The 15,384-nt window shown below is 71.3% G+C and carries 10 protein-coding genes; 8 read left to right on the top strand and 2 right to left on the bottom strand.

The window, feature by feature from the left end; all coding sequences use genetic code 11:
- Nucleotides 1-91: 91 nt before the first annotated feature.
- The 8 genes from ndk to AC07EQ_RS14055 all read left to right on the top strand — a co-directional run bounded on the left by ndk (nucleotide 92) and on the right by AC07EQ_RS14055 (nucleotide 10,780).
- Nucleotides 92-502: a nucleoside-diphosphate kinase gene (ndk, locus tag AC07EQ_RS14090; protein ID WP_478388368.1), complete on the top strand. Its 411-nt coding sequence runs from the start codon at nucleotides 92-94 to the stop codon at nucleotides 500-502.
- A gap of 5 nt (nucleotides 503-507) precedes the next feature.
- Nucleotides 508-1,041, top strand: coding sequence for a GNAT family N-acetyltransferase (locus AC07EQ_RS14085; protein WP_478388367.1), 534 nt, complete (start codon nucleotides 508-510; stop codon nucleotides 1,039-1,041).
- Between the two features lie 359 nt (nucleotides 1,042-1,400).
- Nucleotides 1,401-3,362: a TIGR03960 family B12-binding radical SAM protein gene (locus AC07EQ_RS14080; RefSeq protein WP_478388366.1), complete on the top strand. Its 1,962-nt coding sequence runs from the start codon at nucleotides 1,401-1,403 to the stop codon at nucleotides 3,360-3,362.
- Between the two features lie 262 nt (nucleotides 3,363-3,624).
- Entirely contained in the window at nucleotides 3,625-4,419 is a 795-nt protein-coding gene (locus AC07EQ_RS14075) for a TIGR03936 family radical SAM-associated protein (RefSeq protein ID WP_478388365.1), read from the top strand.
- A 164-nt stretch (nucleotides 4,420-4,583) separates the two neighbouring features.
- Entirely contained in the window at nucleotides 4,584-7,595 is a 3,012-nt protein-coding gene (locus AC07EQ_RS14070) for a translation initiation factor IF-2 N-terminal domain-containing protein (RefSeq protein WP_478388364.1), read from the top strand.
- A 94-nt stretch (nucleotides 7,596-7,689) separates the two neighbouring features.
- A complete protein-coding gene (locus AC07EQ_RS14065) occupies nucleotides 7,690-8,598 on the top strand; it encodes a hypothetical protein (RefSeq protein WP_478388363.1) in 909 nt (302 codons plus the stop codon).
- Between the two features lie 45 nt (nucleotides 8,599-8,643).
- The gene (locus AC07EQ_RS14060) at nucleotides 8,644-9,252 is read left to right on the top strand and encodes a TetR/AcrR family transcriptional regulator (protein ID WP_478388362.1); all 609 of its coding nucleotides are present in this window, start codon (nucleotides 8,644-8,646) and stop codon (nucleotides 9,250-9,252) included.
- A gap of 22 nt (nucleotides 9,253-9,274) precedes the next feature.
- Nucleotides 9,275-10,780, top strand: coding sequence for a carboxylesterase/lipase family protein (locus AC07EQ_RS14055; protein ID WP_478388361.1), 1,506 nt, complete (start codon nucleotides 9,275-9,277; stop codon nucleotides 10,778-10,780).
- A 306-nt stretch (nucleotides 10,781-11,086) separates the two neighbouring features.
- Here the strand turns inward: AC07EQ_RS14055 and AC07EQ_RS14050 are convergent, their stop codons facing one another.
- Nucleotides 11,087-11,818 (bottom strand): AraC family transcriptional regulator, encoded by a 732-nt coding sequence (locus AC07EQ_RS14050; RefSeq protein WP_478388360.1) that lies wholly within the window; start codon nucleotides 11,816-11,818, stop codon nucleotides 11,087-11,089.
- Nucleotides 11,819-11,906: 88 nt separating this feature from the next.
- Entirely contained in the window at nucleotides 11,907-15,176 is a 3,270-nt protein-coding gene (locus AC07EQ_RS14045) for an arabinosyltransferase domain-containing protein (RefSeq protein ID WP_478388359.1), read from the bottom strand.
- Between the last annotated feature and the right edge of the window lie 208 nt (nucleotides 15,177-15,384).

The following is a 15,384-nucleotide window of genomic DNA, read 5'->3' as shown; positions in this document are numbered from 1 at the left end:
CGGGGTGTCACCTGCATCGATACCCTGGCGGGCAAATCGGGCGCGGTGCGTTCTCGCACCCGGCGCCACTGGAAATGAAGGAGAGGCAACCGTGAGCGAGCGCACCCTGGTCCTGGTCAAGCCCGACGGCGTCGAGCGTGGCCTGGTCGGCGAGGTGATCAGCCGCATCGAGCGCAAGGGCCTGAAGCTGGTCGCGCTGGAGCTGAAGAACGTCGACCGCCAGCTCGCCGAGCAGCACTACGCCGAGCACGACGGCAAGCCGTTCTTCGGCAGCCTGATCGAGTTCATCACCTCCGGCCCGGTCGTGGCCGCGTGCGTCGAGGGCCCGCGCGCGATCTCGGCGTTCCGCCAGCTGGCCGGCGGCACCGACCCGGTCGACAAGGCCGCGCCGGGCAGCATCCGCGGCGACTTCAGCCTGGAGGTCCAGTACAACCTCGTGCACGGCTCCGACTCGGTCGAGTCCGCCGAGCGCGAGCTCAAGCTGTGGTTCCCGGAGATCTGAGCGTCGTGACCGGAACCGGCGTCGACGTGACCGGGCCGCACCGGGTCGACGTCTCGGACCCGGGCCTGGTGGACGGGCTCGCCGGCCTGTGGGATCGGGTCACCGCCGCAGGCGGCGCGGTCGGCTTCAGCCCGACCGACCCGGTCGACCGGCTGCGCGCGGCGGCCGCCGCGCTGGTCGAGGACGTCCAGGCCGAGCGGGCGCACCTGATCACCATCGGCCGGCAGGACGCGCTGGTCGGGCTCGGGGTGCTGCGGCAGCGCCAGCTGCCGGTGCGCAGGCACACCGGGGAGCTCGCCTGGCTCGCCGTCGACCCCGTCCTGCAGCGCCAGGGCTGGGGCAAGCGGCTGCTCGACGCCGTGCTGGTGCAGGCGCGGGCGATCGGCCTGGAGAAGCTGGACCTGGTCACCCGAAGCGGGCACGACCTGGAGCGCTTCTACGAGGCCAACGGCTGGGTCGAGCGCGGCCGCTGGCCGGGCGCGGTGCGGGTCGCCACCGGCGACGACCGCGACGAAATCTGGTTCACCCGCGACGTCTGAGCACCGGTGTTGCGCGATTTCAATGGGAATCGGAGGCCCGATTCCCATTGAGCGTTTTTCATCTTGGTCGGTCCGCAGTCGCGGGTCGCAAAGCCGCATGTAGATGGGATGTCGCATGCGCCGTAGGCGCATAGCCCACCTACGGCACTGGCACCGCCGCGGGTTCTCAGCGTTCGCCTGGCGAGGACGGCCCCTCCGCCGTGTATTGGCATACATCAGGAGGGGCACCCACAGTCCAGGCGGGCGCTGTAACTCCCGCAGGGGGGCCGCTACCCGCACCGCCACGCAGAACGAGGTTGGAAAACCTCATTGAATCGACCCCGGTCTCCGGATTCGGGGCGGACCTCTACCCTGGTCGCGTGCGTGTTGAGTCCGTTTTCGACAGGTTGGAACCGCTGTTGCCGCGCGTCTCCAAACCCGTGCAGTACGTGGGTGGGGAGCTCAACGCGACGGCGAAGGCGTGGGACGACGCCGCCATCCGGTGGTGCCTGATGTACCCCGACGCCTACGAGGTCGGGCTGCCCAACCAGGGCGTGCAGATCCTCTACGAGATCCTCAACGAGCAGCCGGACGTGCTCGCCGAACGCACCTACGCGGTGTGGCCGGACCTCGAGGAGCTGATGCGGGAGCACGACATCCCGCAGTTCACCGTGGACAGCCACCGCCCGGTCGGCGCGTTCGACGTGCTGGGCCTCAGCTTCGCCACCGAACTCGGCTACACCAACATGCTCGGCGCGCTCGACCTCGCGGGCATCCCGCTGCACGCGGTCGATCGCACCGATGACCACCCGATCGTGCTGGCCGGCGGGCACGCGGCGTTCAACCCCGAGCCGATCGCCGACTTCCTGGACGCCGCGGTGCTCGGCGACGGCGAGGAAGCGGTCCTGGAGATCACCGAGGCCATCCGGCGCTGGAAGGCCGAGGGGCGGCCGGGCGGCCGCGAGGAGCTGCTGCTCCGGCTGGCCGAGTCCGGCGGTGTGTACGTGCCGCAGTTCTACGACGTCACCTACGGCCCCGACGGCGCGATCTCCGAGGTCGTGCCGAACCGCGACCGGGTGCCGTACCGCGTCTTCAAGCGGACGACCATGGAGCTCGACGACTGGCCGTACCCGAAGAAGCCGCTGGTGCCGCTGGCCGAGAGCGTGCACGAGCGGATGAGCGTGGAGATCTTCCGCGGCTGCACCCGCGGCTGCCGGTTCTGCCAGGCCGGGATGATCACCCGGCCGGTGCGGGAACGGTCCATCGAGGGCATCGGCGAGATGGTGCAGCGCGGGCTGGAGGCCACCGGTTTCGAAGAGGTCGGCCTGCTGTCGCTGAGCTCGGCCGACCACTCCGAGATCGCCGAGATCACCAAGGGGCTGGCGGACCGCTACGAGGGCACCAACACCGGGCTGTCGCTGCCGTCGACCCGGGTGGACGCCTTCAACATCGACCTGGCCAACGAGCTGTCCCGCAACGGCCGCCGCTCGGGCCTGACGTTCGCGCCGGAGGGCGGCAGCGAGCGGATCCGGCGGGTGATCAACAAGATGGTGTCGGAGGAGGACCTGATCCGCACCGTCTCCGCCGCGTTCGCCAACGGCTGGCGACAGGTCAAGCTGTACTTCATGTGCGGGCTGCCGACCGAGACCGACGAGGACGTGCTGCAGATCGCCGAGATGGCCAAGCAGGTCATCCGGGCCGGCCGGGAGGTCTCGGGCCGCAAGGACATCCGCTGCACGATCTCGATCGGCGGTTTCGTGCCGAAGCCGCACACCCCGTTCCAGTGGGCGTCGCAGTGCGATCCGGACACCATCGACGAGCGGCTGCGCAAGCTGCGCCAGGAGATCAACACCGACCGCAGCCTGGGCCGCAACATCGGCATGCGCTACCACGACGGCAAGCCGACGATGGTCGAGGGCCTGCTGTCGCGCGGTGACCGCCGGATCGGCCGGGTCATCGAGCGGGTGTGGCGCGAGGGCGGCCGGTTCGACGGCTGGAACGAGTACTTCTCGTTCGAGCGCTGGATGTCCTGCGCCGCCGCCGAGCTCGAACCGCTGGGCGTGGACGTGCACTGGTTCACCACCCGCGAGCGCGGTGAGACCGAAGTGCTGCCGTGGGACCACCTCGACTCCGGGCTGGACAAGGAGTGGTTGTGGGCCGACTGGCAGGACGCGCTGGACGCCCGCGAGCAGGACGACTGCCGGTGGACGCCGTGCTTCGACTGCGGCGTGTGCCCGACGATGGGCACCGACATCGAGGTCGGTCCGACCGGGCGGAAGTTGCTGCCGATCTCTCCGGTCGGGCAGGGCTCCCCGGTTCGCAACCCGGCTTTCAACGGCTGACCCCCGCATTTTTCCTGGTCAAGGGATCCGAGGTGGGGTGTGCGAGGTTCCGGGCGGAACCTCGCACACCTGGCGGAGCGCTCGGTGCCGGGGTGGTGGCCGGGGTACGGTCCTTCGAAATTTGAACCGCAGGTGTTGTCACACGGCGGTTGAGCACGCAAGCATCGACATCGGAGCGGTCGACGAGGACCGCCGATGACGATCACTGGTCGGGGAGGGCATCCTGAGTCGGCGAGATCACCCCAATCCCTCGGCGCTACCGGTGCAGAAGCTGCGCCTGCGTTACGCCAAACGGGGGCGGCTGCGCTTCACTTCGCACCGCGACGTGGCGCGCACCTTCGAACGCGCGCTGCGGAGGGCTGGGGTACCGATGGCGTATTCCCAGGGCTTCAGCCCGCACCCGAAGGTGTCCTGGGCCGGTGCGGTGCCCACCGGCGTGTCCAGCGTGGCCGAGTACGTCGAGCTCCAGCTCGTCGAGCGGCTCGACCCGGCGACGCTGTCCGCCGAGCTCAACGCCGCGCTGCCGGACGGGATCGACGTGCTGGACGCGGTCGAGGCCGAGCCGGGTCCGCTCGCGGACCGGTTGCAGGTGAGCCGGTGGCGGATCGATCTCCCCGGCACGGACGTCGCCGAGCTGAGCGACGCCGCAACGGCGCTGATGGCGGCCGACACCGCGCTGGTGGAGCGGATGACCAAGGACGGTCGCCGCACCATCGATGCGCGGGCCGCGCTGGTCAGTGCGGAGGTGCAGGACGGCCGACGGACCGTCGCGGAGAGTGATCAAAATTCCGCGTCGACCGCCCAGGTGGACGATTGGCCGAAGGCATCCGAACCGTATGGGATACTTGTAACGGTCGTGCGGCAGACAACACCGGTCGTACGACCCGACGACGTACTGAGCGCCCTGCGTGTCGTCGCCGGTCTGGCACCGTCGGCCGTCGCGAGAGCGACCCGGCTGGAGCAGGGTCGGCTCGACGACGGGGGAGGGATTGTCGACCCGTTGGCCCGGGCCTCAGGCGGCGGCCGGATTCCGGCGGGAGAGCCCGCGGCGGGGTGACGGGCGGCGCGGACGTCGTCGACCCGCCGTGTGACTTCCCGGCCTGAAGGCCCGGGGCGGAGGGAACACCAGAATTGCCGTCGCCTGCGGGCGGCGGAGACCGAAGATCGCACATGCCTCTGTGCGGCCGCGTCCACGGACGCGCCCGGGGGCGGAGGAGCTGGATGTTGAACATGGATACGCCCGCTGGAAGCCCCAGCGGGCAATCGCCCACACCTACCCGCGACGAGCAGGGCACGATCGAGCTGCCCGCCAAGCTCCGGGTGCACGCACTGGCCAAGCTGCTGGGCGCCAGCAGCCGGGAGATCATCACGACGCTGGAATCGATCGGCGAATCGGTTCGCAGCGCCCAGTCGAACATCACCCGCGACGTCGCCCTGCAGGTGGTGCAGGCCCTGCACCCCGAGATGGTGGCGGAGTCGGAGAGCGCGGCCGAGCCGGAGCAGACCGAGCCCGAACCCCAGGCCCAGACCGAGGCCCCGGCGGAAGCCGCAGCCCAGGCCGAGCCGAAGCCGCAGCCGGCAGCCGAGGCGCAGCCCGCGGCCGAGACGCAGCCCGCAACTGAGGCGCAGCCCGCTGTCGAGCCCGCGGTGCCGGCGGCGGACTTCGCGTCCGCCGCTGCCGGCACACCCGCGGCACCGGGGCTGACGCCCCTGTTCGCCGCGCCGGCGCCGGAGGCGATGTTCCTCGCACCCCAGCCCGAGACGCGGCAGGTGCCGAAGCCTGAGCCGGAGCCGGTGGAGGCGAGCCAGGAGCCCGAGGCGACCGAGGCCGAGCAGCCCGCCGAGACCACCGCAGAGACCGACGACGAGAGCGAGCCCGCTGGTCGGCGCCGTCGTCGTCGCGGCCGCCGTGGCCGTGGCCGTGGTCGCGGTGCCGAGTCCGAGTCGGGCGAGGAGGAGACCGAAACCGCCGAGGAGACCGCCGCCGAGGCCGCCGAACCGGCCGCGGAGGAAGCCGCCGAGGAGCAGTCGGCCGAGGCTGACGGCTCGGGCGACTCCAACCGTCGGCGCCGTCGTCGCCGTCGCCGCAAGGGCTCCTCGGACGACGAGAGCAGCGCCCGCGAGGACGACCCGCCGAACACCGTCGTGCACGTGCGCGAGCCGGCTGCGGAGACCCGCCAGGACAGCAGCGACGACGAGGTGCGCGCGGTCAAGGGCTCGACGCGCCTGGAGGCCAAGCGGCAGCGCCGCCGGGACGGCCGCGAGGCCGGTCGCCGCCGGGCCCCGGTGCTCTCCGAGTCCGAGTTCCTGGCCCGCCGCGAGTCGGTGGACCGCAAGATGGTCGTCCGGCAGAACGGCGACCAGACGCAGATCGCGGTGCTCGAGGACAACGTCCTCGTCGAGAACTTCGTGACCTCGTCGGGCTCCGGCTCGCTGGTCGGCAACGTCTACCTCGGGCGCGTGCAGAACGTGCTGCCCAGCATGGAGGCGGCGTTCGTCGACATCGGCCGCGGCCGCAACGCGGTGCTCTACGCCGGTGAGGTGGACTGGGACGCCGCCGGGCTGGCCGGCAAGGCCCGCCGCATCGAGCAGGCCCTGCAGACCGGTGACAGCGTCCTGGTGCAGGTCACCAAGGACCCGGTCGGTCACAAGGGCGCGCGCCTGACCACCCAGATCAGCCTGCCAGGCCGATTCCTGGTGTACGTGCCGGGCGGCGGCGCGACCGGCATCAGCCGCAAGCTGCCGGACACCGAGCGCAAGCGGCTCAAGGAGATCCTCAAGCGGATCGTGCCGGACAACGCCGGGGTGATCATCCGCACCGCGTCCGAGGGCACCAGCGAAGAGGCCCTGGACCGCGACGTGCGGCGCCTGCAGGCGCAGTGGGAGGTCATCAAGGAGAAGGCCGAGACGCCGGGTGCGCAGGCCCCGCAGCTGCTCTACGAGGAGCCGGATCTGCTGATCAAGGTCGTCCGCGACCTGTTCACTGAGGACTTCTCGGCCATGGCGGTCCAGGGCAACGACGCCTGGGACACCATCGACGCCTACGTCAAGCACGTCGCGCCGGACCTGGCGCAGCGGCTGTCCAAGCACGTCGGCAAGAACGACGTGTTCACCGAGCAGCGGATCAACGAGCAGATCGCCAAGGCCCTGGACCGCAAGGTCTGGCTGCCCTCCGGCGGCTACCTGGTGATCGACCGCACCGAAGCCATGACGGTGATCGACGTCAACACCGGTAAGTTCACCGGTTCCGGGGGCAACCTGGAGGAGACGGTCACCCGCAACAACCTGGAGGCGGCCGAGGAGATCGTCCGGCAGCTCCGGTTGCGCGACATCGGCGGCATCATCGTCATCGACTTCATCGACATGGTGCTGGAGTCGAACCGTGACCTGGTGCTGCGCCGCCTCACCGAGTGCCTGGGCCGGGACCGCACCCGCCACCAGGTCGCCGAGGTGACCTCGCTGGGCCTGGTCCAGATGACCCGCAAGCGGGTCGGCACCGGCCTGCTGGAGGCCTACAGCAGCACCTGCGAGCACTGCCGCGGCCGCGGCCTGCTCGTCTCGACCGAACCGGTCACGCACCCGAACGGGCAGACGAGCGGCAACAACGGTGCCCGGCGGAACCGGCAGCGGGGCAAACAGCACGAGCACGAGCAGCCCGCCCAGCAGGAGACGCGCACCGAGGCCAAGGCCGAGGCGCCCAAGACCGAGGCGCCGAAGGCCGAAGAGCCGAAGGCCGAGGCACCGAAGGCTGAAGAGCCGAAGGTCGAGCGTGCCAAGGCCGAAGAGCCGACGGTCGAAGAGCCCAAGGTCGAGCGTGCCAAGGCGGAGGAGCCGAAGGCGGAGACCGTCAAGGTCGAGGAGACCAAGCCGGAGCCCGTCAAGACCGAGCCCGTCGAGGCCGTGAAGGCCGAGCCGAAGCCGGCGGCGAAGGCCGAGCCGGCGGCGCCGAAGCCGGAGCCCGTCGTCGAGCCGAAGGCGGAGGCGGCGAAGCCGGTCGTCGAGCCGAAGGCGGTCGAGCCCGAGGCGGAGCCGGCGGCGGCGAACGGTCGCCCGCGGCGCAAGGCGACGCGGGCCGCCGGCAGCGCCGGCGCGGCGGCGACGCCGCTGGTGGTCAGCAAGCCGGCCGAGCCGCAGGAGGCCGCTCAGAACGGCCTGCCGAGCGTCGCTCCGGCCGCTCCGGTGCGGCGGGTTCGCCGGTCCGCGTCCCGTCCGGCAGGGCCGCCGGTGGAGTAGGCACCGTCCGGGGCTGCCACCGAAGGCAGAACAGATTCAACGGAATGGCCGATTCGTTCAAGAACGGATCGGCCATTCTTCTTATCTTCGGTGCATGATTCGATGCACCGAAGCGCGCGTGGCCGCCGTCGAGCAGTTCGTCTGGCTGACCGCGCGCGTGCTGGAACAACGCCGTTTCGAGTTCTTGTTCGCCGGAGGAAGCGCCGACGGGGTGCTGACCGCGCTCGACGCCTACCGCTGCGCGGACGGCGGCTACGGCTACGCCTTGGAGCCCGACTCGCGCGGCCCGCTCAGCCAGCCGCTGCAGACCTTCACGGCGCTGATGATCCTCGACGAGGTCGGGGCCTGCGAGGGGGCCGTGGTGGCGCGGGTTTGCGACTACCTGATGTCGATCACGCGCCAGGACGGCGGCGTGCCCGCAGGCGACACTCGGCTGCGGGACTACCCGCACGCGCCGTGGATTCCGATCGTCGAGGAGCCCGAGGGGAACCTGCTCTCCACCAGCCTGCTCGCGGCCCTGCTGCACAAGAACCGGATCGAGCACCCGTGGCTGACCGGGGCCACCGCGTTCTGCTGGCGGCGGATCGAGGAGCTGACTGAGAGCCACCCCTACGAGGTGCAGGCCGCGGTGTCGTTCCTCGACCACGTGCCGGGTCGCGATCGGGCACGTGCCGCGGCCGGGAAGCTGGGCGCGCTCGTGCGGGAGAAGGGGTTCGTGCTGCTCGACCCGCGGCATCCCGAACGGGCTCAGGTGCCTCCCGGCTACGCGCCCGGCGAGCTGCACTGCGTCTGGGACTACGCGCCGGAGCCGACGAGCCTGGCGCGTTCGTGGTTCTCCGACGACGAGATGGCCCGCGGGCTCGACCACCTCGCGGCCTTGCAGGAGGACGACGGCGGCTGGCCGATCCGGTGGCGCGCGTGGGCGCCCGGCACCCGCCTGGAGGGGCGGCCGCGGGTGACCATCGATGCCCTGCGCACCCTCCGCGCCTACGACCAGGTTTGATCCGCGGCGCTTCCCGCTCTTGCTCACCTGTGCTAGGTTTTGCTCATGCGAGCAAATTCCGGCTCAGGTGAGCAAGGTCGGTCGTTCACCGAGCGGGGCCGGCGGGCGCAGATCGTCGAGGCCGCCATCGACACCATCGTCGAGCTCGGCTACTCGCGCGCGTCGTTCGGGCAGATCGCCAAGCGGGCGGGCCTGAGCAGCACGGGGATGATCTCCTACCACTTCCGGAACAAGGCCGAGCTGATGCAGCAGGTGGTCACCGACGTTTACGCGGTGGCCGAGGAGCTGGTGGGGGAGCGCATCGAGGCGGCGGGCACGGCGCGCGACCGGCTCCGGGCGTTCATCCAGTCCAGTGTGGACTTCTACCGCGCGCACCACCGGAAGATCCGGGCGCTCACCGAGATCTTCCTGAACGAGCGCGGCGACGACGCGGCTTTGCCTCACCGGCGGGAACTCGAAGGCTTGCGGGAAATGCTCCGCGCCGGCCAGCTGGCGGGGGAGTTCCGGGACTTCGACCCGCACGTGATGGCCGTGGCGCTGCGCCACGCGCTGGACGGCGTCGCGCTGCGCCTCGGGGCGGAACCCGACGCCGACGCCGACCACTACGCCCGCGAGCTCGCGACCATGTTCGACCTGGCCACCCGGGCAGGGTGAGCCGGCAACGCACGGAGGTGCCGTGGAAGACATCGTGGAGCTGGACTCGGGTCGCGTGCGCGGCCTGACCTTCGAGGAGCACCGGCTCTTCCAGGGGATTCCCTACGCCGCGCCGCCGGTCGGGGAGCTGCGCTGGAGCTCGCCGCAGCCTGTCGAGCCGTGGCCGGACGTGCGGGACGCGACCGCGCCGGGAAACCCGTGCCCGCAGCTCCCGCAGGACTTCGCCGACATCGCGAGCCTGGACGAGGACTGCCTGTTCCTGAACGTGACCGCGCCCCGCGGCGGCGGCCGCAAGCCGGTGATGGTGTGGCTGCACGGCGGCGGCGGGGCCAACGGTGAGGGCGCGATCTTCGATGCGCACCGGCTCGCCACCGCCGAGGACGTCGTCGTGGTCACGCCGAATTCGCGGCTGGGCATCTTCGGCAACTTCGGCTACCCGGGCCTGGCGGGAGGCGGCGGTTTCGGCCTCGAAGACCAGCAGGCGGTGCTGCGCTGGGTGCAGCGCAACATCGGCGAGTTCGGCGGAGATCCGGGCAACGTGACGCTGTTCGGCGAGTCCTACGGCGGGCTCAACGTCAGCGCGCACCTGGTGGCGCCCGGCTCGGCCGGGCTGTTCCACCGGGCGATCGTGCAGAGCGGCTTCGCGCTGCTGCACGCCCCGGCCAACGGCTGGGCGCCGGGCTCGCCGGACCTGCCGACCATGTGGATGTCCACAGTGGAACTCGAAGCCCTGGGCGAGCACCTGTTCGGCGAGCTCGGCTGGGTGCGGCCCGGGCAGGGCCCGGCGATCGAGCAGCTGCGCCGCGTTCCGGTCGAGCAGCTGGTCAACGTGTCATCGGTGTTCAGCAGGCCCGCGTTCGGCGGTGCGCTGCTGCCGGAATCCCCGACGCGGGCGCTGCCCGCCGGGCGGTTCCACCGGGTCCCGGTCCTCACCGGCGGAACCCGGGACGAGGCCCGGCTGTTCACGGCGCTGTTCTGGGACGCAGCCGGTCAGCCGATCACGGCCGACGGCTACGACAAGCTGCTCACCGAGGCATTCGACGCTGCGGCGGACGACGTCGCGCAGCAGTACCCCGTCGGGGCATACCCGACGCCGAGCGTGGCGTGGGCGGATGTGGTCGGCGACTGCGCCTGGGCGCGCTCGGTGTGGGACTTCGCGCACGCCCTGAGCGCGGACACCACCACCTACGTCTACGAGTTCGCCGACCGCGACGCGCCGCCGGTCGTGCCGTTCCCGCCGGGATTCCCGGCGGGCGCCCACCACTCCGCCGAGGTGCCCTACCAGTTCGACCTCGGCGAGCCGGCGCCGCTGAACGACGCGCAGCGGCGGCTGGCGGCGACGATGAATCGCTACTGGGCGAACTTCGCGCGCAGTGGCGACCCCAACGGGCCGGATCTGCCCGGCTGGCCGCGGTTCTCGGCCGCCGAGCCGCGGGTGCAGTCGTTGCACCCGGGCCAGGTCGCCGGGACCGACTTCGCCGCCGACCACCGCCTGGAGTTCTGGAGGGCTCTGGCCGAACGAGGCTGATCGTCCCGTGCCGTGTCTATTTCCGGTTGCTACAGAGCCTGTTTCCGAACTTGCTCTGCGTGGCGGTGCGGGTGGTGGGTTCTCAGGTGTCTTCTCGCTGTGGGATCCCCGACTCATGAATGCCAACACCACGTCGGGGCTGTCCTCGCGAGATAGCGCGGGGTGCGGGGTGTCCCCGCAGGGCACTGTTGAGAACCCGCAGCGGTGCGAGTTGCGTGGGTGGGCTAAGCGGCTACGCCGCTTCAAAGACAAACCCCGCCCTCACACCACGACATCCCAAACAGCCTCTATAGCGACCAGAAGTACTCACGGGTCGTTGTGCGGAAGCGGGCCGAAGAACCGACCCGGGGTTACGCCGGCCAGGCGGCGGAACTCGCGTGTGAGGTGCGCCTGATCGGCGTAGCCGGTCACGTGGGCGAGCTCCGCGAGCCCGCCGGGGCCGGTGCCGCGCCGCGTCGCCCGCTGGAAGCGGAGCACCCCGGCGAGGGTCTGCGGGCCGTAGCCGACGGCGGCGGTGACGCGTCGCCGCAGCTGGCGCTCGGACAACCCGAGGGTGTCGGCGAGCGCCGGAACCGCGAGCGGGGCGGGGGAGTCCAGGGCCGCGACCACGGCCGCGAGCGCCGGATCAGGCCGGAACTCCGGCAACCGGGAGCAGGCGAACTCCTCGAGAATCCGCCCCGCCTGCTCCGGCGCTTCGCTGATCCTGTCCACTGTGCACCGGATCGAGGCGCCCCAGCAGTCCAGCCCGTCGACCTGCAGATCGCGCAGCTCGGTGGCCGGAATGTCGCCCAGCAGCAGCCGGGCGGCGCCGGGCCTGGCCCGGATCCCGGTGATGCGGCTCCCCGGCGGCAGCTCCGCGAGCCGGGCGGAGGTGTCCGGCCCGACCACGTCGAGGCGATCGCCCATCCAGATCAGGTCCACGCAGCCGTCCGGGACCACCCGCTGCACGTGGCAGTCCGCGTCCGCCCCGTGCGTCCACACGCAGGCGATCGCCCCGGTCAGCGCGCCGACCGGCGGCCGCTCCCGATACCGGCTCACGACCCCATGATGCCCACCGACCCCGACACCGGAACGCGAAGGGCCCCGCCGACCGGCTCGTTCGGTCGGCGGGGCCCTGCTGCCCGGATCAGTCCTGCTTGTCGTCGAACGTCGGGATGTCCGTGCGGTCGTCGGAGCTGGGCATGTCGCCCGGCAGCTCCAGGGCCTGCGTCAGCGGGCCGGGCGACCAGGTGCCCCAGTGGGTCTCCGAATGCACCTCGATCGCCGCCTGCGCGGGCAGCGCATCCGCGTCGTACGGGTGCACCACGTACAGCGAACCCCAGTCCTGCTGCGGATCGTTGCGCAGGTAGGTCGGCAGCTCGCGGACGCTGGACGCGATCGTCAGCCAGCCGAACGGCCCACCGGCATCTGGCGACGACCAGCCCTCGCCGACGTCCCGGACCTCCTCGCCGGCCGACACCCGGAACTGCGGCATCTCCGCGATCCCGTTGTACAGGCCGGAAATCCGCAGGCACGGGTGCACCAGCGCGGCCGGCCACTCGACGAACGTCGCGCTGTTCCCGATGACCTCGGTCATGTTCGTCAGCTTCGGCACCCGCGGCGCGGTCACCGCGATCCAGCCCTCCCGGCCCAGCGCCTGGTCGACGGCGATCACCCGCATCTTCGTCGCGCCCTCGGCCTCGGCGCCGAGCATGTAGCGGTGATCCCGCCACCCGGGCGGCGGGCCCTGCTCCACGGTGTAGCGGCCGGTGATCTCGAAGCCCCGATCGGTGTCCTTGCCGAATTCGAGGACCACGAAGTTCGCGCCGGTCTCCGCGCCCGCCAGGCTCACCGCCATCGGCACCTCGCCGTTGCGGGCCGAATCCGGGATGTCGTACCAGGGCGTGCGCAGTTCGCCGGTGTTGGTGCCGGCCTCGTCGAAGCTGCCCCACACCGGCGCGTTGTCGCCGCCGAACTGGTGCGGCGGCTTCCAGCTCGGCGCATCCGAGTCGACGCCGTCGTTGGCGGGCACGCCGGGCCGGGTGAAGCCCACCTGCTTGGGCTGCAGGTACTGCTCGGCGGTTTCCCGGTCGGCCAGGCGGCGCGGCGGCACCGGCACCGCCGGGTCCCGGGGCGGCGCGACCACCGAGGGCTGGTCGGGCGCCACCGGCAGGACGCTGGCCTGCGGATCGGTCTCGACCCCGATGTAGTCCGACAACCCGCAGCTGGTGCCGGTGAGCTGCTTGATGTTGTCCGTGGACAGGCTGTAGCTGTCGCCGCGTTCCTGGATGGCCTTGCCGAACGCGGCGAGCTCGCCGAACACCATCAGCGCGCAGAGCAGCGACAACGGTGCGGTGCCCAGCCGCAGGGCGCGGCTGCGCTTCTCCGGGCTGTCCCAGCGCTCGTCGACGATCTTCGGGTTGTTCTCGTCGATGCGCAGGTGCTCGATCAGCGCGATCACGCCCGCTATCGCGGCGAACACCAGGAACAGCGTGCTGAAGTTGTGCCCGCCGATCGACGGCGGCTTGTCGAACCACGGAACGCCCCAGCCCGAGACGTACCACCAGGCGTTCGGCCCGGTGGAGGCGAACGCCAGGATCACCATCAGACCGGCGACGAAGGCGGCCCGGTTGCGGCGGGAGCGCAGCACGGTGGTGCTGGTGGCCAGCGCGGTCAGCGCCGCCAGGGCACCGCCGAAGGCGGCGAAGATGCCGAAGTGGTGGGTGTGCTTGGTGGGGGTCAGGGCGAGCACCGCGAAGCACATCGCGGTGACCGCGAGCAGTCGCCGGCTCGGGCCGAGCCCGGCACCGCGGATGCGGCCGCGCCGCAGCAGCACCACGGCGCAGGTGGCCAGGCAGAGGATCACCAGCAGCACCGGGAACCGCCGGGTCAGCGAGCCGTCCGGGCTCTGGCTGAACAGCAGGCTGTAGCGGTTGAGCTCCTCGTACCAGCGGCCGTTCGGGCCGAAGGTGGTCTTGAGCTCCATCGCGTCCATGACCGACTGCCAGGTCTGGTCGTAGAACACCAGCGTCAGGATCACGAACCCGGAAGCGGAGATCGGCGCCAGCACCGGCAACCAGCCGAACTCCTGGGCCCGCTTGCGGACCAGCCGGTACAGCGGCTTGATCGCGGCGATGTAGGGCAGCACCGCGACGAGGCCGTGCGGGTTGACGCCCACCGACAGGGCGGCGCCGACCAGGCCCAGCGCGGCGGGCATCAGCCGGCCGGTCGCCACAGCGCGCTCGACGGCGCACAGCGCCAGCAGCGAGAACAGCACCACGACCGGCTCGGCCCGGAGCCCGTTGTTGTAGGGCAGCCAGAACGCCAGGAACACGGCGGCGGCGGCCCAGCCTGCGGCGTTGCTGCGCCGCACCTGCTGGCCGAGTCTCGGCAGCACCTCGCGGCTGATCAACAACCAGCTGATGATGCCCATCAGCAGCGCGGGCAGCCGCACCCACGGCGTCGCCGTCGAGATCTGCACCCACAGCGCGTAGAACTCGTAGAACCAGCCGAACGGCGACTCGGGGTTGGCGAACCAGCGGTAGTAGTTGCTGACGTACCCGGCGCTCTCGGCCGACCGCACCATGCTCAGCACGTAACCGTCGTCGGACGTCATCGCGCCGATCAGCCACCACAAGCCCAGCGCGCCGAACACCGAGACGTCGCGGAACGTCGGCTTCCACCAGCGCAGCGGGGCCAGCCGCGGCTCGCGACGGCCGGCGCGCGTGTCCAGCTTCCGCAGGCAGAGCACCGAACCGATGAACGCGGCCACGGCCAGGGCGATCACCACGAGCTTGAGCGGCGTCGCGTAGCTGCTGAACCGGTTGTCGACGCGCGCCTCGAAGGACAGCCCGCGCACGTCGTCCACGGCGTTGTCCAGCGACGAGTAGATGCCGGTCAGCTGCGGGCGCTGGTCGCCGAGAACGCGCGCCCACGCCTGCCCGTCGATGCTCGCGGTGGTGCCATCGGCGTCCGCGCGCACGTCGATCGAGCACGCGCCGGCGGGCAGCTGCACCGTGCTGATCTGCCGCCCCTTGGAGAACAGCGCGGCCTGGCCCTCGTCGACCTGCAGCGTCAGCCCGGTCAGCTTGCCGTAGTCCGAGGACGGCGGATTGGTGCTCAGCAGGATCGCCGGCCCCGCGGTGCGCGCGTCCAGGCTGCGCGCGGCCGCGCACGGCACCTTCGTGTCGAGCCACAGCGGTGAGTAGGCGACCAACGGAGCGGACACCGATCTGGTGCCTTCAGCGGTTGGCCACCGTAATGTCACCACATCGTGATTGACAGGTAGGAAGGGCACGAGCAACGCCAGCACGGTGCCGACGAGCCCGAGCAGCGAGGCGTACAGCCGAAGTTTTTTCGCCGACCCTGGGTGCACGTGGAGACCATACGGGCGCTGATCGCCCGCACTTGTGCGCACCCCTCGCGCGTCCACCGGGCCGCATTTGCATGCCTGCGGTGCCGCACGTCCTGCCTGGTCATAGCGGGTGGGTGCGCTGGGTCGCACTAGCGCCGGTTCTGCCGCGGCGGCGCGAGGCATTCGTCGTTGGAGCGACGCTGCCGCTCGGCCCGCCTCTGCTGGCGCCCCGTCGCGCGAAACAGTTCCGGAAACGAGTCCGCACAGCGAC

Source organism: Saccharopolyspora sp. NPDC045839, from assembly GCF_056431645.1.
The sequence above is the reverse complement of the archived record's forward strand: the minus strand, read 5'-3'. Positions and strand labels throughout refer to the sequence as shown.

Coding starts and splice junctions, on each gene's coding strand:
- AC07EQ_RS14070 (WP_478388364.1), top strand. CDS start 4,584: ATGTTGAACATGGATACGCCCGCTGGAAGCCCCAGCGGGCAATCGCCC.
- AC07EQ_RS14065 (WP_478388363.1), top strand. CDS start 7,690: ATGATTCGATGCACCGAAGCGCGCGTGGCCGCCGTCGAGCAGTTCGTC.
- AC07EQ_RS14060 (WP_478388362.1), top strand. CDS start 8,644: ATGCGAGCAAATTCCGGCTCAGGTGAGCAAGGTCGGTCGTTCACCGAG.